Genomic DNA, 18,822 nt, shown 5'->3' with positions numbered 1-18,822 from the left:
CACTGTGGACGGCGTTGGAGCTGCACCGACACCCGGTCACCGCCGGTACTCCACCACCGCCTTCGCGGCGTTGAGGACCTTCTGCGCGTCCGGGATGTAGAGATCTTCGAGGGTGTCGGAGAACGGCACGGGCGTGTGCGGCGGCGTCACCATCTCGATCGGCGCCCGCAGCGCGCCGAACGCCTCCTTCGCGACCAGCGCGGAGATGTCCGTCGCGAGGTTGCAGCGCGGCGAGGCCTCGTCGACGACGACCAGCCGGCCGGTCTTCGCGACGCTCTCCAGGATCGTTCCGGTGTCGAGCGGGCTGGTGGTGCGCGGGTCGATGACCTCGGCTTCGACGCCGGTCGCGGCCAGTTCGTGCGCGGCCCGCCGGGCCATCGTGACCATGCGGCCGATCGCCACGATCGTCACGTCCCCGCCGTCGCGGACGACGTTCGCCTCGCCGAACGGGATCGTGTAGCTCTCCTCCGGCACCTCGCCGCTGGTGTCGTAGAGCGCCCGGTGCTCGCAGAAGATCACCGGGTCGTCGTCCCGGATCGAGTGGATGAGCAGGCCTTTCGCCTCGTACGGGCTCGACGGGACGACGACCTTCAGGCCGGGGATGTGCGTGAAGATCGGGTACAGGCACTGGGAATGCTGTGCCGCCGCCCGCAGGCCGGCGCCGTAGGTCGTGCGGATCACCACCGGCGTGCGCGCGTTGCCGCCGAACATGTACCGGAACTTCGCCGCCTGGTTGAAGATCTGGTCGAAGGAGACGCCCATGAAGTCGATGGACACGAGCTCCGCGACCGGCCGCTGCCCACGCGTCGCGGCGCCGATCGCCGCGCCGACGAACGCCGATTCGGCGGTGGGCGTGTCCAGGACCCGGCCGGGGAAGAGTCCCCGGGCGGCACCGGGAACCCCACCCAGCACGATGACCGACTCGTCGCGGGCCATCTCCTGCGCGAGCGCTTCGTCGATCGCTTCGCGGTAGCTGATCGTCCGGGTCATGGCGATCAGTACGTCGCGTAGACGTCGGTTTCGAGGTCCGCCCAGGTGGGTTTGGGCGCGGCCTTCGCCTCGGCGACGGCGTCTTCGACGAGCGACGCGACTTCGGCGTCGATGTCGTCCAGGACCGCTTCGGCCAGCTCGCCGCTTTCGGTGACGCGGGCCCGGAACCACGCGAGGCAGTCGAGCCCCTTCCGGTAGCCGAGGAACTTGACCTCGATCAGCGTCGGCCCGCCGCCTTCGCGGGCGCGTTCAATGGCCTCACCTGCGGCTTCGTACACGGCGAAGAAGTCGAAGCCGTCCACGATCACGCCCGGGATGCCGAAGCCGGCCGCCCGGTCGGCGATGTTGTCCGACGCGACGGACCAGCTGCTCGACGTCACCTCGGCGTACCCGTCGTTCTCGGCGACGAAGATCGCCGGCAGGTGCCAGATCGCCGCGAGGTTCAGCGCCTCCAGCGTCGCGCCCTGGTGGCCGGCGTCGTCACCGAAGAACGCGACCCCGACACCGCCGGTGTCCTGCTGCTTCGCGGCGAGCGCGGTGCCGCAGATGAGCGGCGGGCCACCGCCGACGATGCCGTGGGCGCCGAGCATGCCCTTCGAGAGGTCGGCGATGTGGGTCGAGCCGCCTTTGCCGTGGCAGGAGCCGGTCCGGCGGCCGTAGACCTCGGCCATCATGCCCTTGACGTCGACGCCCTTGGCGATGCAGTGGGCGCGGTGGGTGCCGGCGATCGCGTCACGGTCGTCGAGGTGGGCGCAGACACCGGCGGCCGACGCCTCCTCACCGGCGTCGAGGTGCACGAACCCGGGGATCTCGCCGGTCGCGAACTCCTCGTGCACCCGGTCTTCGAAGGCCCGGATGGTGCGCATCGTGCGATACGCCTCGCGCAGGGTGTCCGTCATCGTCGGCGCTCCTTCGTCAGTTCGGCTCGCTGCGCAACAATCCTTTTCGTGCCGCTTCCGCCATGGCCGCCCGGACGTCGACGCACCACGGCCCGTCCGGCTTGAGCTCGACGAACGCGCTCTCCCCGAGCTTCAGTTCGAGTTCGCGCTCGCCGTCGAGCGCGATCACGCCACCCGCCGCGGCGAGCTCGACCCGCATGCCCGGCTGCAGGACGCCCCAGCCCCGCACCCCGACCGGCCGCACCAGCCCGGGCGCGATCGGCGCGTGCACGACGTAGGGCGTCTCCCCGACCGGCCCGAGCTGCAACGCGACGCCGTCCGGGCTCGAGCGCGGGCTCGGGCAGAGCTGGCCGGCGACGCTGGAAAGACCGATGCCGTCAGGCTCGGCGAAGGTGCAGTACAGCTCGGTGAGCGACGCCGGATCCCACAGCGCCCGAGCACCGATGTGCCTGCTCAGGGACACGCAGACGTCGACGAGCGCGATCTCGCGGCGTGCTTTGGTGACGACTTCGAGCACGCTGACCCGGTGCGTGACGAGGTCGGGATCGATCTGCCCGGTGGCGATCAGGCCGGCGGCCAGCCCGGCGACGGTCGCCTCCCGCATCTGCGGGAACGCGTTGTTGGTCCCGGTGGAAAGGGCCAGCAGCGGGACGTCTTCGCAGGCCGCGGCGGCGACGCGGGCGGTGCCGTCACCCCCGAGCACGACGATGACGCCGGCGCCGGCGTCGACCATCCGGCGTACGGCGTTGCTGGTGTCCTTGGCGGTGCCGCTGAGCGGATCTTCGTCCAGGAAATCGACGTTCGGCCAGGTCCCGCCCCGCCCGAGCGCCCGCAGCACGGCGGCGGAGATCCCGCCGAGATCGGTCGAGACGAGGGCGCGATCGACCCCGGCCACGGCGAACGCGGCCAGCAGCCGCTGGACCATGTTGGCCTTCTCCGCGGTGGGGAACACGGAGGCCTGCGCGACCAGCCGGCGGATGTCCCGCCCCGACGCCGGGTTCGCGACGATCCCCGCCACCGTTTCGCCCACCTGACCTCCCGATTCCGTGTCGGGTACCAGGAGACTCCCTCGACGGTGCCGGAGGGAAGGGTTGCAGGGCGTTGCATGTGATGGGCTGCGTGTAACAAGGCGCGGCGAAGGTCACAAAGAGGACTCGCGGCCCGGGCGTGGCGCTGGTGCCCGAGTGGGTGCGGCCGATCGGCCCAACGGGTCAGCTACCGCGTCGAGACTGAGCTGTGTGGACTGTCCAACCTGGATCTTCGCCGGAGAAGAACCAACCGGTGCGGCCTACGGCACCAGGCTGGCCACCCCGACGTAGGTGAAACCCGCTTCTTCGACCGCGGTGCGGACGTCCTGCTCCGCCAACGCGGCGCCGGCGCGCACCACGACCCGGCCGGTCGCGACGTCGACGTCCACTTCGGTCACTCCGGGCAGAGCGGCGATTTCCTCGGTGACCGACTGCGCGCAGTGCCCGCAGCTCATCCCGGAGACGGTGTACCCGTGCTCGATCATGGTGGGAGAGCATACGAAAAGGGCCGCCACCCCGAACGGGTGACGGCCCTTTCCCAAGATCAAAGTCAGATCAAGGTGACCGACGTGGCCTGGGGGCCCTTCTGGCCCTGGCCGATCTCGAACTCGACGCGAGCGTTCTCTTCAAGGGTCTTGAAGCCGTTACCCTGGATCTCGCTGTAGTGAACGAAGACGTCGCCGCCACCGTTGTCGGGGGTGATGAAGCCGAACCCCTTCTCGGAGTTGAACCACTTCACAGTGCCCTGAGTCATAAAAAAGTCTCCATGTGTAACACCAAAACAGGAAGCCACTTCGGCGACCCGGGTCAGTACCCGGACGGTTTGCTTCCTCGGCGAGGAGACACTACGCCCGCGGAATTCTGCGAGCGTGAGCTAACACGAACACAAAAATCGACCATCTGAAGTAAAGCACAGGTTCACCTGCGCCGACAAGCCGTCTTCACCCCGGAGAGGTGAGCTATTCGCCACTCGCCGCGCGCAGGCCCTCGGCCGAGAACGGCGAGCGCCAGGCCGTTTCGTGCTCGGCGACGACGACCGCGTCGTCGTGCGCCTCCGCGCTGGCGCTGAACAGCACCGGTACGACGCCGGACTTCCGCGCTGCTTCGGTTGCGTGCTGCTGATCGGCCACGTCGAAACTCCCCTCGTTCCCTGCCCGCTGCGATGCGGGTGATGACCGTGATGGTGCCATGCGGCACCGACAGAAACCGGTTGTCTCCCGCCGGGACCCGGCCGGGAAGGTTCAGCGGCGAACCACCACCGGAACACCGTCAGATTACCCCAGCCAACGCCGTGCTACCACTGAACATTCCCGGCGTTTCCCAGAACGAAACCGAGGAGAATCGTTACTGGGCCGGAGGTTGCGGGCGCGCTTGACCCAGCAACGCCGAAAGCCGCACGTCCGGAGTCACCACATCGGGGTCCGTCCGCACGTCGATGACGCACGGACGCTGCCGCACCAGCGCGCTGGCGATGATCGGCTCGAGTTCTTCCCGATCGTCCACCGTGTACCCGGCCGCGCCCAGTCCACGCGCCCACGAAGCGAAGTCCGTCAACGGGATCGACACCCCGGACAGCCGGCCGTGGGTGCGGGCCTGGTGCATGGCGAGCCCGCCGTGCAGGCCGTTCTGGAACACCACCACCATCACCGGCGCCCGGTAGCGGACGGCCGTCTCGATCTCCTGGCCGGTCATCAGGGTCCCGGCGTCACCCACCATGGCTACCACGGTCCGCCGCGGTTCGGCCAGTTTCGCCGCCACGGCCGCCGGCACGGCGTAGCCCATCGCGGCGTTGGACGGGCCGAGCTGGCTGCGCGGCGCCGTGAAGCACCAGTACCGGTGCATGAACTGGGCGAAGTTGCCCGCGTCGCTGGTCACGATGGTGTCTTCCGGGGCCAGCTTACGCAGCGCGCGGACGACGTCCACGGGGTGGACGCGGGTGTTGCCGCTGGTGTCGGGCGGGGTCATGAAGGTGTGCACCGCGGCGTTGGCCGCCGAAGCCCGCCGCGTCCGCGGCGACGCGACCGCCCGCAGCTCCCGCAGGAACGGCTCGACCTCGGAATCCACCCGGAACGTCAGCCCGCGCCGGCGCATGCTGACCTCGATGCCGGTGCCGACCATGACCAGCGTCTGCTGGGCCGTCGGGTAGCGGTAGGCCTGGGTGGTCACCTCGTCGAGCTGGGTGCCGAGCGCGAGCACGAGGTCAGCACGTTCCAAGGCGTCGAGCTGCCGGGCCGGGATGCCGAGCCCGAGGTGACCGGCGTAGCGCGCGTGGTTCTCGGGGAAGGCGTCCTGGCGCCGGAAGGCGTTGTAGACGGGCAGCGCGAGCTCGTCGGCGACCGCGATCAGCTCGTCGCGCGCCGACCGCGCCCGCCCGCCGACGATGACGACCGGGTACTTGGCCTCGTCCACCAGCTGCGCCACGGCGTCCGCCGAACGGCCCAGCGTGCCGGACGCCGGCGGCCGCACCCGCGCCATCGGCTTCGCCGCGTCGTAGGGCATCCCCCAGATGTCGCAGGGCACGCCGAGCACGACCGGCCCCGGCCGGCCTTCTTGCGAAGTGGTCAGCGCGTGCGCCAGCAGGCTGGGCAGGCTGTCCGGGTCGGTGACGCTCAAGGTCGACTTGGCGATCGACTCGAACATCGCCGTCAGGTCGGATGTCGGCAGCTCACCGGACGTCCACGTCGCCGGCTCGGTCGCCGGCGTCTCCAGCAGCACGACCATCGGCGTCTCGTCCTGGTACGCCGTTTGGACGCCGATCGCCAGGCTCGCGGCGCTCGGCCCCCGGCTCGCGAGGAGCACGGCGGGCCGTTCGGTGAGCTTGCCCTCCGCCTCCGCCATGAACGCCGCGCCCGCGTCGTGGCGCGCCGAGACGAGGGTGATCTCCCGCTCGCGTTGAAGGGCGTCGAGCAGTTCCAGGAAGGACTCACCGACCACCGCGTAGACACGGCGGACACGCGCCTCGGTCAGGATCCGTACGGCCGTCTGGGCGACGGTCGCTCCCAGTTGGTATCTAATGAGGAGAGCTTAGGCGGGCACCGTTCAGTGCAGTCAAGTGATCTTCGCCGAAACCCCGGCAAGGTTGGGCTGAATGTCCGCTTTGACCGACTGGATCCGATCAAGGGAGCGAGGACCGCAGTCTTGGCCGCGACGGAACATGAAACCGTTTTTACTTACGGTGCACCGGCATTGAAGTACGGCACCGGCGCCAGCGACGAGATCGGCTACGACCTGACGCAGTACGGCGCGCGCCGGGTTTTGGTCGTGACCGACCCGCAGGTCGCCGCGACCGGCTGGCCGCGCCGCATCGCCGACGGCATCACCGGCTACGGCATCGAGACCGAGATCTTCGACGGCGTACACGTCGAACCCACCGATGTCAGCATGCAGAAGGCGGTTGACTTCGCCCGCGGAACCGGTCCGTACGACGCCTTTGTGGCCGTCGGCGGCGGTTCCTCGATCGACACCGCGAAGGCCGCGAACCTGCTGACCAGCAACGACGGCGACCTCATGGACTACGTCAACGCACCGGTCGGCGGCGGCCGCGCACCGGATCGCCCGCTGAAGCCGCTCGTCGCCGTGCCCACGACCACCGGCACCGGTTCGGAGAGCACCACCGTCTGCGTCCTGGACGTGCTGTCCCTGCGCGTCAAGAGCGGGATCAGCCACCTGCGGCTGCGCCCGACCCTCGCCGTCGTCGACCCGCGGCTCACCGTCAGCCAGCCCGCCGGCGTGACCGCCGCGAGTGGCATGGACATCCTGTGCCACGCCGCGGAGAGCTACACCGCCAAGCCGTACACCGAGTTCGACCGCAAGCGCCCGGAGCAGCGCGTGCCGTACTGCGGCGCGAACCCGCTGGCCGACATGTTCGCCGAGCAGTCGCTCCGGCTGCTGTCGTGGGCCCTCCCCGCCGCAGTGCGCGACGGCTCGGACCTCAAGGCACGCGAGGCCATGGCGCTGGCCGCGACGTTCGCGGGCCTCGGGTTCGGCAACGCCGGCGTGCACATCCCGCACGCGAACGCGTACCCGATCGCCGGGCAGGTCAGGGATTTCCACCCGGACGGCTACCCGGGTGACGAACCCATGGTGCCGCACGGGATGGCCGTCTCACTGACCGCGCCCGCCGCGTTCCGCTTCACCTTCGACGCGGCGCCGGACCGCCACCGGCAAGTCGCCCGCCTGCTGGCGCCCGGCTTCGAGTGGTCCGGCGACGCCGCCGGCCACCTGCCCGCGGTGCTGGTCGACCTGATGCGGAAGATCGGCATCCCGGACGGCATCGGCGCCGTCGGCTACACGGAGTCCGATGTGGACTCACTGGTCGAAGGGACCCTGAAGCAGCAGCGATTGCTGGCCACTGCACCCCGCGAGGCGTCCAAGGAGGACCTCGCCGGCATCCTGCGCGACTCGGTGTCCCTGTGGTGAACGGTTACCCGCACTGGCAGACGGTTCCGTTGCGCTGGAAGGACAACGACGTCTACGGGCACGTCAACAACGTGGTGCACTACTCACTGATGGACACGGTGATCAACACGTGGCTGATCGAGCAGGGTGGTCTCGACCTCGAGACAGGGGAGGTGATCGGGCTGTGCGTCGAGTCGCACTGCGGCTATCACTCATCGGTGTCCTTTCCTGGTTCGCTGCGGATCGGTTTGCGTGTCGCACACCTGGGGAAGTCCAGCGTGCGCTACGAGATCGGGATGTACGCCGCCGACGAGTCGCTGGTCGCGGAGGGCCATTTCGTGCACGTATTCGTGGACCGCGAGACGCGCCGGCCGGTTCCGGTGTCCGGCAAGCTGCGCGGGGCCTTGGAAGAACTGCAACCCGGATGACGTGCCCCGCCGGCTGATCACCTCCTTCTGGCGGTGCGGTTGTCCGAGTCGTGTTCTTCCGTTGCTTCCGATCATGCACGACCCCACCGACAGAAACCGGCGATCGACCCGAGTTATCCACATGTGGTGACAGGAAGGCCGAGTTATCCACAGATTCGCGATGACGGGTTCCGGAGTCCCTTGGCGGCGGTAACGTGGACGGTAGAGAATATGTCCACAGTGGACGGGCGAGTGGTCACCTGGCCCGGACGGCACGCGGTACCGGCGAAGGCCGCCACGGAGGTGGCTCCGTGGCGGCGTCGACGGGCACGTCCGCGGCGGTGGTCCCGGGACGGACGGAAAGGTCACCCGAGACAACTGCCGGGGCGTCATCGGCAAGGTCGCCCGAGAACGCGCCGCCGACGGGGCTGCTGACGGAGACGGCAATCTCGGAACTATCGGCGGCAGCAGCGGTCGCGGCAGCACAGGCAGCGGTCGTGGCAGCGGAACGGGCTGGACCACCATCGGCGTCGGCGGCGGCGGCGCTCGCGGCACCACCGGCACCAGCAGCGGTGGCAGCAGCGCGCGTGGCAGCACCAACCGCTGAGCCGCCGGCGGCAGCAGCGGTCGCGGTACCACCGGCGGCGGTCGTCGTGCCAGCGGCGGCGGCAGCAGCGGTCGCAGTACCACCGGCGGCGGTCGTGGTCGTGCCAGCGGCAGGGGCTGAACCACCCCCGTCGGCGGCCGCAGCCGTCGCGGCGCCTCGGACCAGACCACCCGCGGCTGCTGCCGCGGACTCCGTGCCGGCGACCCCGCCCGCAGTTGCAGATCCAGCGCCTTCGGCGGCTGCTCCCCCAGCCACCGGCGTCGCCCAGGCCTGCATCAGCTCCGCGTAGCGCGCCGACCTCACCAGCAGGTCGGCGTGCCGGCCCACCGCGGTCTCGCGGCCGTCCATGACCAGGACACGGTCCGCGCGCAGCGCGGACGACAGCCGGTGTGCGATCACCACCAGCACACCACCCCGCGCGGCGAAGGCCCGCTCCGCGCGGGCTTCCGACACCGGGTCGAGATGGGAGGTGGCTTCATCGAGGATCACGAACCGCGCCGAACCGGCGTACACCCTGGCCAGCGCGAGCAACTGCGCTTCGCCTGCGGAGATGCCTTCGCCGCCGTGGCCGATCTCGGCGTCGAGACCGCCCAGCCGTCTCAGCAGCGCGCCCGCGCCCACCGCGGTCGCGGCGGCGGCGAGCGCGTCGTCCGAGGCTGACGGGGCGAACAGGGCGACGTTGTCGCGGACGGTTCCCGCGAAGACGTACGCCTCCTGCGGGATCAGCGCCACGAGCTCGTGGCGCTGGACCGCGGGCACGTCCCGGACCGGGACGCCACCGAGCAGCACCCGGCCGTCCTGCGGGGTGAGCATGCCGGTCAGCAAGCCGGCCAGTGTCGACTTGCCGATCCCGCTCGGGCCGACCACGGCGAGGTGCTCCCCCGGCCGCAGCCCCAGGTCCAGACCACGGACCACGGGTTCGGCCGTCGCGCCCCAGCCGAACGTCAGGGCGTGGACCCGGACGTCGGTGCCGCGCGGGGTCGCCGTGCCGTCCGGACGTTCCGGCAGTTCGGCCGTCTCCGCGAGCCGGCGGAGCGCGACCAGCAGGCGCAGCACGACGGTGCCGGCCGTCGCCGCCAGCCCGCGCAGCGCCGGTTGCATCGTCGTGGCCAGGTAGACCAGCGCGCCCAAGGCCGCGCCCGCGGTCAGCTCGCCGGTCGCGACCAGGCCGGGGGCCAGCCACAGGGCGAGCAGCAGCGGCAAGAACCCGCCGAGCGAGATCACCAGCGACCGGAGGGCACTCGACCGCGCGACCCGCACGGCGGCCGCGGCTTGGGCGTCGACCGCGTCGTACATCGCCAGCGCGGCGATCGGCTCGGCGCCGCACGCCACGACGTCGCGCATCCCGGCCAGGGACGCGCCGGCCGTCGCGGCCGTGTGCTCGTCGGCCAGGGCCAGCGCGCGCTGACGACGAGCCAGCGAAGGAAGGAGACAACCGAACACGACCAGGGAGGCGACCACCGGCACGGCGACCGGGAGCACCAGTGCGCCGGCGACGGTCACGAGCCCGGCGAGCGCCGAGGCCGTCGTCACCAGCATGGCGCGGGCCTGCACCAGCAGCCCGGCGGTCGCGTCGCGGACGACCTCGACGTGCTGGGTGATCCGGGCGACCCCGCTCGAATCGGGCTGGTTGCGCGGCGGGGACTCGTCGTGCAGCACGCCACGCACGACGGCCGTCACGAGTGCGTCGCGCAGGGGTTCCACGACCTTGCCGAGCTGGTGCCAGACCATCCGCGAACCGAACGCGCCCAGCACCGCGGCCAGCCCGAACAGCGCCAGCCAGCCGAGCCCGGTCCGCGGGTCGCCGACGGCGAAACCGCGGTCCACGGACAACTCGACCAACCGACCCGAAAAGAAAGCAGGGAGCCCTTCGAGCACCGAACACACGAGCAGCACGACGCCGCCACGCCACTGCCCGGTGAGCGCGGACCAGTACAACCGGCGCAGGCTCACTCGTCGTCCTCCGTGAAGACCCCGCGGTATCCCGGCTCCCGCCAGAGGGCCGCATGCGGGGCGACCGCGCGGATCCGGCCCTCTTCCAGCCAGGCCACGAGGTCCGCGCGGGCGGCGGTGCCGGCCCGGTGGGTCACGACGACGCGCGTCCGGCCGGGCAGCGCGCTCGCCAGCGCGCGCTCGACCGCGGCCTCGGTGACCGTGTCGAGGCTGGCCGTCGCGTCGTCGAAGATCAGCACGCGCGGCTGGTGCACGATCGCCCGGGCCAGCCCGAGACGCTGGGCTTCGCCGCCCGACAAGGGCGTCTCGGCCAGCGGGGTGCGGTAGCCGTCGGGCAGGCGGACGACGACCTCGTCGACCTGCGCGGTCTGACAGGCGGCGCGGATCGCGGACTCGCCCGCCCACGTGCCGTAGCCGACGGCGTCGGCGACCGTCGCGCCGAGCAGTGTGGGGCGTTCGAACGCGTAGCCGACCACCGCGCGCAGCTCCTCGGGGCGGATGCGCGCGAGGGGACGTCCGTCGAGCAGGACCTGTCCCCGGTCGGGCGTGACCAGCCCGCCGAGGACGCCGGCGAGCACGGACTTCCCTGCGCCCGAACGGCCGACGATCGCGAAGCACGTGCCGCCGCGGATGGTCAGGTCGACTTCGGCCAGGGCGCCCGTGACGCCGACGCGGCGCAGGTCCAGCCGGCCGGCGCCGGGCCGCAGCGGGAGCTTGCCGCGCTCGGGTTCGGGCTCGTCGAGGACCTCGGCGAGCCGTTCGGCGCACCCGCGCGCGCGGGACAGCATCGTGAGCAGCGGGATCTGGGTGACCAGGCCGAGGGCGAGCGCGACGTAGCCGAGCACCGCGACGACGTCGCCGACGCTGAGCCGGCCGGCGAGCACGCCGAACCCGGCGGCGGCCAGCACGGCCAGCTCGACGGCCGGGGTGAGCAGGCCGGCGCGCCAGACCATGCGGGCCTGCGTGCGCCAGATGCCCATGCCCGCGAGGGTCAGCTTCGGGAGCGGGCGCAGCACGCGTTCGGCTTCACGGTCGGCGGTGCCGGACGCGGCGATCGTGCGAAGGCCGGCGACGGCGTCGATCATCCGGGCCGCCAGTTCGCCGGAAACCTGTTGGTAGGCAAGGACATCGTCGGCGGTGTGCTTGAGGTGACTGCGGGCGAGCAGCAGCGCGAACGGGATGCTGCCGAGGAACACGAGCGCGAGGCGCCAGTCCAGCACCGCGAGCAACACCACGGCGCCGGACGAGATGACCAGCATCGAGCCGCACTGGACGATGATCGTGACGATGCCGCCGGCGCCGACGCAGTCGCCGGTGAGCCTGCTGATCGCGTCACCTTCGGCGAACTTCGACCGGGTGCCGAGCACGAAGAGCTTGTCGGAAAGCGTGCGACGCAACCACGCGGACGCCGTCGCGGTCACGCGGGTGGTCAGGATTCCGCCGATGACGTCCGCGGCGATCTCCGCGCCGCCGACGAGCAGCAGCCAGGAGACTTCGGGCCGGCTCGGACGGCCCGCGACCACGGCGTCCACCGCGGCCGCGAGGGCGCTGGGAAGGAGCAGCCCGGCCGCTGTGGCGACCAAAGCCGTGACGACGATGGCGGCGAGTCTCGGTCGATCGAGGCTGGCCACCCGGGCCAGCAGCCGATCGGCGGAGCCCCGCATCTCACTCCTTCGGACGATGTACCGCGAAGGCGGTACCGGGGCCACAATGAACGTGCGGGAGCGGCGCACTTGGCCTGTGCCGCTCCCGCACTGTTCACCTAGGCACTACTTGCGTGCGATCCGCCAGGTCAGTGGCAGGTCAGCAGCGAGAGGGTGCTGTTGGTGCAGGAGGCCAGCAGGCTCAGGTTCGACGGCGCGCCGCCACCGCCACCGTGACCACCGTTGAGCACCTCGGGGGTCTCCAGGGCCTGCAGCTCCAGAACGAGTTCCATGGTTTTCCTCTCGATTGTTCTTCGATTCCGCCGGTCCTCAGCGACCGGAGGTGTGGGGGGACGGCGTGCCGCCCAGGAAGGGCAGCACCTCCTTGCCGTCCAGGAGAGCGGCGAGCGTGAGGAGGATCCCCGCGCCGCCGGTGGTGACGTCCATCGACAACCGCAGCAGCTGGTTGCCGGGGAAGGCGAGCCCGCCGCGGAACGGCACCGCGTACCAGGCCAGCCGGGCCAGGTGCAGGTCGATCGCGTCGCGGACCCGCTGCTCGGGTTCGGCGCCCATGCCGAGCGCGACCGCGAGCCCGGACCGGCCGTAGAGCAGGCCGGGGTGGATGACGAACTCGCCGCGGCACGACTGGCGCAGCTCGGGCAGGCTCTCGCAGGCGGCGGCTTCGGGCCGGTACCGCGCCAGCTGCTCGGCGACCAGGAGGATCCCCGCGCTGCCGATGCCGGCGTACGGGAGCGTCCGCGTGGCGCCGTCCCGGACCTGCAGTGACGCGTCGTCGGCGAGTACGCATTCTTCGAGGTCACGGCCGAGTGCCTGGTCGGCGAACGCCAGCCAGGCGGGCTCGCCGGTGCGCTCGAACAGCCGGATGAACAGCAGCGCCGGCCCGGACCAGCCGGACAGCAGGCCCGCACGGGCGAACTTCCCGGGCGGCGCCGCGGTTTCGAGCGCCTCGGCCAGCCGGACGGCGGTGGTGAGCGCCTGCCGGCCGAACTCGTTGTCCTGCCGGGCCGCGGCGAAGTGCAGCAGGGTCAGCCCGATGCCGGCCAGGCCGCCCTCGAGCGCGTGGTCGGTGGTCTGCTCGACGAGCCGCGCCGACGACGTCAGCAGCCGGCTCGCCTCGTCGTGGTGCCCGAGGTTCTCCAGCACGTAGGCGATGCCGTAGCTGCCGTCGTAGAACCCGGGCCGGGTCGGCGGGTCACGGTGGACCGACTCGATCAGCCAGCGCTCGTGCTCGGGGAACCGCCCGACTCCGGTGACGTCGAGGGTGTGCAGCACGCCCGCGGCACCGACGCCGAAGCAGGCGCCGCCGACCCGGAACTGCTCGATGTCACCGGGGAACAGCCGGTCCTGGCGCTCCGGTGTCGCGCTCGCGAGGATCGCCTCGGCGATCTGCTTGCGGACCAGCGGCCAGTCCGGTTTCTCCTGGTCGAGCTCGGTGTGGACCGGTGCCGGCTCCGTGGATTTCGCACGCGGAGCCAGCACCGCGACTGCGGCGTCGGCGTACCCCTCGGGCAGGCCGAACCGGCGTTCGACGAAGTCGGCGATGCCGCGCAGCTTCGCCGGCGCCAGCTCCAGCAGCGCGGACAGCGGCAGGAAGAGCCACAGCCGCAGCGCCGCGAGAGCGTGCTCGTCGATCTCGAAGCCGACCCGGTCGGCCGGCGCCCGGAAGCCCGGCGCGCCGAGCGCGGGCCGTTCGCCCGACTCGACGTCGGCGGCCATTTCGAAGTCGATCAGCGAAACGCGGCTCTCGTCGTCTTCGTCGATCAGGATGTTCAGCGCGTGCAGGTCACCGAAGACGAACCCGCGGGCGTGGATCGCCTCGACCGTCTCCTCGACCTTCGCCAGCACGGCCAGCGCGCGCTCGGCGTAGGCGGTGAGATCGGCTTCGGTGGTGTCACGCCTGGTCAGCGGGTAGTTGCGGGCCAGCCAGTTGCCGAGCGACGTGCCGGGCATGTACTCCATGGCAAGGTAGTGGTGCTCCCAGACGGTGAACTGTTCGATGGCGCGGGGCACGCCGGGGATGCCGGTGAGCTTGTCGAGCACGTCGTGCTCGCGCCGCAGCCGTTCGACGGCGTCGACCTGGGCCCGGTCCAGGCCGGCGTGGGGCCGCGCCTCCTTGAGGACGACCTGGTCACCGCCCGCTTTCGGGTCGGCGAGGTAGACGCCGCCGCCGTTGGAGAAGTGCAGCGAACTCGTCACCCGGTAGGGGAACTGAGCCGGGTCGCCGGCCTTGCGGGCGGCGATACTGCTCTGCAAACAGGCCGGAATCTTCACCCAGTCGGGGACGGAGAACGTCGGTTCCCGTTTGTCGGGAACAAGCCTGCCGTCCGGCTTGCGGATCGCCAGGACGCGGTTGCCCTCGTGTTCGACCCACTGCTCGGCGAATCCGCCGTAGCGGACGTATAGGGGGCCGTCACCGTACCGCAAGTCGCTCAGGATATAGGCCCCGTGCTCGCCTTCGAGACGCACCGACAGATCGTCGAGCACCCGCTTGAGCTCGTCTTCATTCGCCGGATAAATCGTGATCAGTTTCCCGCTGCCGTCGCGGGGCGCGTATTTCGAGTTCCGGGCCAGCAGGATCAGCGGGGAGCGCAAGTGCTTGTAGGCGACCCGGTACTCCAGACAGTACTCGTGCACCTGCACGAGCACCCGCCGAGCGTTGCCCAGACCGGCGGAGACGTGGATTTTCCAGCCCTGGCCGGGGAGTTCACGGCCTTCGGGGTGCAGGACCCGCCACACGCCGCGCTGGGCGGTGAGCCAGCCGGCCTCCGGTACGGGCAGGGCCGAGGCGTACTCGTCGACCGACGCACCGATTTCCTGTTGTTCGTCGTAGAACAACGGGTCGGCGAAGCAAAAAGCTTCGTAGCGCAGGTCCATCGAAGATTGCCCCTCTGTGCGTTCCCCCGGTGCGGCATGGCTTCCGGGACGAGGAATATTCCCCCATGCCGAACGGGCCTACGCCAATCCGCCAACCCGGGGGTTCAACTGGGCTATCCGAGGTAGGCAAAAGAGACACTTACCAGGCGGTAGCCGAACCCAGCGTGATTTCCGCCAGGCAACCAACCACTCTGTCGGGGTGTAACACGAAGGTCTTTTCGTCATTCCCGCAGGTCCGAACAAGGCTCCCCGGGAATAACCCGGCGAATTGGCAGAATGCCATCAAGGACACCTCGTGATCAATTTTCCCGATATCGCGAGATCGGGTTGGTTGTCCGGTCCACTGTGGAGCACCCCGGCGTGGCCCGCGCCACGCCCGCGGCACTCGCCCGGCGGGCCGCCGGGTAGCCCGGAGTAAGTTGACGCCGGCGGACCGGAAGGAGGAACGGGTGATCTTCGGATTCGCCGTGACGGTCGCCGTGGCGGCCACGCTCGTCGCGCTCTGGAGCTTCGTCCAGTCGGCCCGCAACCGGGAGCCGGACAACGCGCTCCTGATCGCGCTCGCGGTCATCGAGGTGCTGCTGATCGTCCAGCTGGTGATCGGGATCGTGCTGCTCGCCGGCGGTGAGCGCCCCGGCAGCCTGGCGACGTTCCTCGCCTACCTGATCGGCTGCCTGGTCGTGCTGCCCGCCGGCGCGGCCTGGGCGCTGGCCGAGCGGAGCCGGTCGAGCACGGTCGTGCTCGGCATCGCCTGCCTGGCCATCCCGGTGATGGTGCTGCGACTGAACGAGGTGTGGAGTGGAGCAACAGCGTAGGACGGCCACCGGCCCCGGACGGGTGCTCGTCGCCGTGTACGCGATCTTCGCGCTGGCCGCGACGTCGCGGGCCGGCGTCCAGATCAGCACGAAGTTCCACGAAGCGCCGCTCGCGTACATCCTTTCGGCGTTCGCCGCGGTGGTCTACATCGTCGCGACGATCGCGCTGGCCCGCCGCGGCGACGGCTGGTGGCGCGTGGCGTTGACCGCCTGCTCGATCGAGCTGCTGGGCGTGCTGACCATCGGCACGCTGAGCATCGTCGACGCGGCCGCGTTCCGGCACCCGACCGTCTGGTCGGTCTACGGCGAGGGGTATCTCTTCATCCCGCTGGTCCTGCCGGTCATCGGCCTGTACTGGCTGCGGAAGTCGGCCCCGGCGCGCGTCACTGCCTGACCGCGCAGTCGAACAGCACCCCGGCCGTCGCGGCGTCCGGCCCGATCCGGGCCGGCGGCACCGGGCGGCAGTGCTTCGCCTCCCAGCCGATCCGGCCGACCAGCTCACCCGCGTCACCCATGACCTGTTTCGAACCACCGCCGCGCCCGATCTCGAGGTACACCCGCGGGAGCAGCACGAACCGCAGCTTCCCCGCCGTCACCCAGCTCGGCAGGTCTGCCGCGGCCGGCGCCGGGTCGAAGCCGAGGTAACCCCCGAGCGGCGCCACGCGGGCGTCGGTGTTGAGCAGGAACGGGTCCGCGCCGTACGTCCCACCCTCGATGGCGAGCGTGCTTCCCCGCACGTACGCGAGCACTTCGCGCTGCCCGGGACTCAGCTCGTACGCGCTGTCCATGAAGCGGACGTACGCGGCTTCGGCGCCTTCACCCGTGTTGACGCCGACGACTCTGTTCAACGCGGGCGTCGACGACGGCCCGGCGCTCGGATCGGCGGACTCCAGCACGCTGACCGGCCGCGCGGCGGTGTCGACGACGTAGGCCGCCGGCCCGGCGACGATCGTGACCAGGCCCGTCACGACCACGATCCGGCTTCGCAGCAAGGCCGCGACGACCGTGAGCAGCGCCAGCGCGAGCACGGTGTACCGCAGCCACGGCAGCCACCCGGGCGTCCGGGCCAGGATGACGAACGCGAGCGCGGCCGTCGCGACGACCGCGGCGGGCAGCACGAACCGGGCGTCACGCCACCGCCAGGCCGTGACCAGGCCGGACGCCGCGAGCGCGGCGATCGCCGGCGCGAGTTCGGCGGTGTAGTAACCGTGGAAGATGCCGCCGGTGAACGAGAACACGACGGCGCCCACGACCAGCCAGCCACCCCACAACGCCCAGCCCGCCTTGGTCTCCGGGGTCGCGCCGCGGGCCCGGCACACGGCGACCACCAGCGACCCGAGCGCGAGCGGCAGCAGCCAGGCGATCTGCCCGCCGACCTCGGCGTCGAACAGCCGCAGCGGACCCGGGCCGCCGCCGAGCGCCGCACCGACCGTGGCGCCGTACCCGCCACCGACGCCGGTCGCCCCGCCGACCAGCCGCGTCACGCCGTTGTAGCCGAAGGCGAGCTGCCACACCGAGCCGTCCGTGGTGCTGCCGACGAACGGCTTCGCGCCCGGCCACAGGCTCACGACGACCGGCCAGGACAGCGACACGACCAGCGTCACCAGGCCCGCGAGGCCGAGCCGGAGCAACCGGCGGCCTTCACGCGCCCCGACGAAGTACGCCAGCGCGAGCCCGGGCAGCACGATCCACGCGGCGAGCATCTTCGTCAGGAAGCCGAGTCCGACGAACACGCCGGCCCACACCAGCCAGCGCGTCCCGTTCCCCTCGACCGAGCGCGTGACGCAGTACGCGGCGAGCAGCAGAAGGAGGACGAGCAGCGTGTCGGGCAGGTTGTCGCGGTTGATCGCCGCGGTGATCGGCGTCAGCGCGAACAGAGCGGCGGCGAGCAACGCCGTCCCCGGCCCGGCCCAGCGTCGCACGACCCGGTGCAGCACGAACACCGCGGCGACGCCTTCGAGGGCCTGGACCAGCGCGATCGCCCAGGGGTGGAAGCCGAACACGGCCACGCCGAGCGTCTGCGTCCAGAACGCGAGCGGCGGTTTGTCGACCGAGACGACCCCGGCCGGGTCGAAGCCCGCGAAGAAGAACGCTTCGACGTTCCGGGACATCGAATGCACCGCGGCGGCGTAGTAGGGCTGCAACGTCCGGCTGCCCAACGCCCAGCACCACAGCGTCGCCGCGACGACCAGCACCGCCCCCAGCGCGACGCGCTCACTTCTCGCCGTCATGTCTCCCCTCCGGTCCCCTTTGCACAAGGACGCTAGGGCGGCGCGGCGCCGGAGTCCTCAAGCCCGGGATTGATCCGGGATCTCCACCCGTGGGTTGAGCGCGGAAACAGTAGGTAGCCCACCCCCGGAAATAAATAGGGGTTCGCCGGACGACTTTCGGCGGTTCCGGAAATTCGTCTCGTAAACGGACAATCCTCACGTTCGGTCCCCACCGGCCTTTTCCGTGCGGCACCCCGCACCCATGAGGAGTGAGCGTGAAAGTACGCTTCGGCAAATTCGTCCTGCTGGCCGCGAGTACGGCGTTGGCCGTGGTCGGCCTCGCCGGCCCCGCGACGGCGCAGACGTCGATCATCGGCGGCAGCAACGCTTCGAGCGGTCCCTGGGCGGCGCGGCTGTTCGTGAACGGCCAGCAGAACTGCACCGCGACGATCATCGCGCCGCAGTACATCCTGACCGCGAAACACTGCGTCAGCAGCGCCGGGACGTACACGTTCCGGATCGGCAGCCTGGACCAGACCACCGGCGGCACCACGGCCACCGGCTCCACGATCACGAGGAATCCGAGCGCCGACCTGGCGATCGTCCGCTTGACGACGTCGGTGAGCGCGACGTACTCCCCGCTCGGCGCCGTCGGCAACGTGGCCGTCGGCCAGAACGTCTCGGTCTACGGCTGGGGCGCGACCAGCCAGTGCGGCTCCGAGATCAACTGCCAGTCGCGGTACCTGAAGGTCGCCACGGTCCGGGTGAACTCGATCGGCTGCAGCGACTACGCGGGCGGCATCGCGGTGTGCGCGAACCGCGTCAACGGCATCACGGCCGGCGGCGACTCGGGCGGACCGATGTTCGCCTCAGGCCGCCAGGTCGGCGTCGCGTCGACGAGCGACCGCTCGAACAACACCGCGTACACGAACATCACGCGTTACCGCAGCTGGATTTCCTCGGTCGCCGGAGTCTGA

The 18,822-nt window shown here is 70.8% G+C and carries 17 protein-coding genes; 5 read left to right on the top strand and 12 right to left on the bottom strand.

From position 1 onward, the window contains the following. Positions 1-36: 36 nt before the first annotated feature. The 7 genes from OHS18_RS32815 to OHS18_RS32785 all read right to left on the bottom strand — a co-directional run bounded on the left by OHS18_RS32815 (position 37) and on the right by OHS18_RS32785 (position 5,920). Positions 37-990: an alpha-ketoacid dehydrogenase subunit beta gene (locus OHS18_RS32815; RefSeq protein WP_328613461.1), complete on the bottom strand. Its 954-nt coding sequence runs from the start codon at positions 988-990 to the stop codon at positions 37-39. 5 nt (positions 991-995) lie between these two features. After that, a complete protein-coding gene (locus OHS18_RS32810; RefSeq protein WP_328613460.1) occupies positions 996-1,889 on the bottom strand; it encodes a thiamine pyrophosphate-dependent dehydrogenase E1 component subunit alpha in 894 nt (297 codons plus the stop codon). 16 nt (positions 1,890-1,905) lie between these two features. Further along, positions 1,906-2,919 carry an ATP-NAD kinase family protein gene (locus OHS18_RS32805; protein ID WP_328446049.1) on the bottom strand — a complete coding sequence of 338 codons (1,014 nt, stop codon included), beginning with the start codon at positions 2,917-2,919 and terminating at the stop codon, positions 1,906-1,908. 258 nt (positions 2,920-3,177) lie between these two features. After that, positions 3,178-3,402, bottom strand: a complete 225-nt coding sequence (locus OHS18_RS32800; protein WP_328613459.1) for a heavy-metal-associated domain-containing protein — start codon at positions 3,400-3,402, stop codon at positions 3,178-3,180. Positions 3,403-3,467: 65 nt separating this feature from the next. Next, positions 3,468-3,671 (bottom strand): cold-shock protein, encoded by a 204-nt coding sequence (locus OHS18_RS32795; RefSeq protein ID WP_328446052.1) that lies wholly within the window; start codon positions 3,669-3,671, stop codon positions 3,468-3,470. A 205-nt stretch (positions 3,672-3,876) separates the two neighbouring features. Further along, the gene (locus OHS18_RS32790) at positions 3,877-4,047 is read right to left on the bottom strand and encodes a hypothetical protein (RefSeq protein ID WP_328446053.1); all 171 of its coding nucleotides are present in this window, start codon (positions 4,045-4,047) and stop codon (positions 3,877-3,879) included. A 214-nt stretch (positions 4,048-4,261) separates the two neighbouring features. After that, positions 4,262-5,920 (bottom strand): thiamine pyrophosphate-dependent enzyme, encoded by a 1,659-nt coding sequence (locus OHS18_RS32785; RefSeq protein WP_328459112.1) that lies wholly within the window; start codon positions 5,918-5,920, stop codon positions 4,262-4,264. A 183-nt stretch (positions 5,921-6,103) separates the two neighbouring features. On the opposite strand from OHS18_RS32785, the gene OHS18_RS32780 reads away from it, so the two are divergent. Together OHS18_RS32780 and OHS18_RS32775 are read left to right on the top strand one after the other, a co-directional pair. Next, positions 6,104-7,336 (top strand): hydroxyacid-oxoacid transhydrogenase, encoded by a 1,233-nt coding sequence (locus tag OHS18_RS32780; RefSeq protein WP_442875295.1) that lies wholly within the window; start codon positions 6,104-6,106, stop codon positions 7,334-7,336. After that, entirely contained in the window at positions 7,330-7,743 is a 414-nt protein-coding gene (locus OHS18_RS32775) for an acyl-CoA thioesterase (RefSeq protein WP_328446055.1), read from the top strand. Before OHS18_RS32780 ends, OHS18_RS32775 begins: the two co-directional genes overlap by 7 nt. A gap of 235 nt (positions 7,744-7,978) precedes the next feature. Here the strand turns inward: OHS18_RS32775 and OHS18_RS32770 are convergent, their stop codons facing one another. The 4 genes from OHS18_RS32770 to lanKC all read right to left on the bottom strand — a co-directional run bounded on the left by OHS18_RS32770 (position 7,979) and on the right by lanKC (position 14,820). After that, entirely contained in the window at positions 7,979-10,282 is a 2,304-nt protein-coding gene (locus tag OHS18_RS32770; RefSeq protein WP_328613457.1) for an ABC transporter ATP-binding protein, read from the bottom strand. After that, complete coding sequence (locus OHS18_RS32765) at positions 10,279-11,946, bottom strand: ABC transporter ATP-binding protein (protein ID WP_328613456.1); 1,668 nt, start codon at positions 11,944-11,946, stop codon at positions 10,279-10,281. The genes OHS18_RS32770 and OHS18_RS32765 overlap by 4 nt, the downstream gene beginning before the upstream one ends. 128 nt (positions 11,947-12,074) lie before the next feature. Then, positions 12,075-12,218, bottom strand: a complete 144-nt coding sequence (locus OHS18_RS32760) for a SapB/AmfS family lanthipeptide (RefSeq protein WP_155548626.1) — start codon at positions 12,216-12,218, stop codon at positions 12,075-12,077. A gap of 37 nt (positions 12,219-12,255) precedes the next feature. Next, complete coding sequence (lanKC, locus tag OHS18_RS32755) at positions 12,256-14,820, bottom strand: class III lanthionine synthetase LanKC (RefSeq protein ID WP_328446061.1); 2,565 nt, start codon at positions 14,818-14,820, stop codon at positions 12,256-12,258. A gap of 449 nt (positions 14,821-15,269) precedes the next feature. Here lanKC and OHS18_RS32750 point away from each other — a divergent pair, with 449 nt between their 5' ends. Both OHS18_RS32750 and OHS18_RS32745 read left to right on the top strand, forming a co-directional pair. Next, a complete protein-coding gene (locus OHS18_RS32750) occupies positions 15,270-15,635 on the top strand; it encodes a hypothetical protein (RefSeq protein WP_328446062.1) in 366 nt (121 codons plus the stop codon). 22 nt (positions 15,636-15,657) lie between these two features. Continuing rightward, positions 15,658-16,029, top strand: a complete 372-nt coding sequence (locus OHS18_RS32745; protein ID WP_328618618.1) for a hypothetical protein — start codon at positions 15,658-15,660, stop codon at positions 16,027-16,029. Here the strand turns inward: OHS18_RS32745 and OHS18_RS32740 are convergent. Continuing rightward, positions 16,019-17,866, bottom strand: a complete 1,848-nt coding sequence (locus OHS18_RS32740) for an ArnT family glycosyltransferase (RefSeq protein WP_328613455.1) — start codon at positions 17,864-17,866, stop codon at positions 16,019-16,021. The genes OHS18_RS32745 and OHS18_RS32740 overlap by 11 nt on opposite strands. Before the next feature lie 254 nt (positions 17,867-18,120). Between OHS18_RS32740 and OHS18_RS32735 the strand changes: the two genes are divergently transcribed. After that, on the top strand, positions 18,121-18,822 hold the full coding sequence (locus OHS18_RS32735) for a S1 family peptidase (RefSeq protein WP_442875294.1): 702 nt from the start codon (positions 18,121-18,123) through the stop codon (positions 18,820-18,822).

Origin of the sequence: Amycolatopsis sp. NBC_00355 (assembly GCF_036104975.1) — a bacterium.
In the GTDB taxonomy this organism is placed as follows: domain Bacteria; phylum Actinomycetota; class Actinomycetes; order Mycobacteriales; family Pseudonocardiaceae; genus Amycolatopsis.
This window is presented reverse-complemented; position numbering and strand designations above follow the sequence as displayed.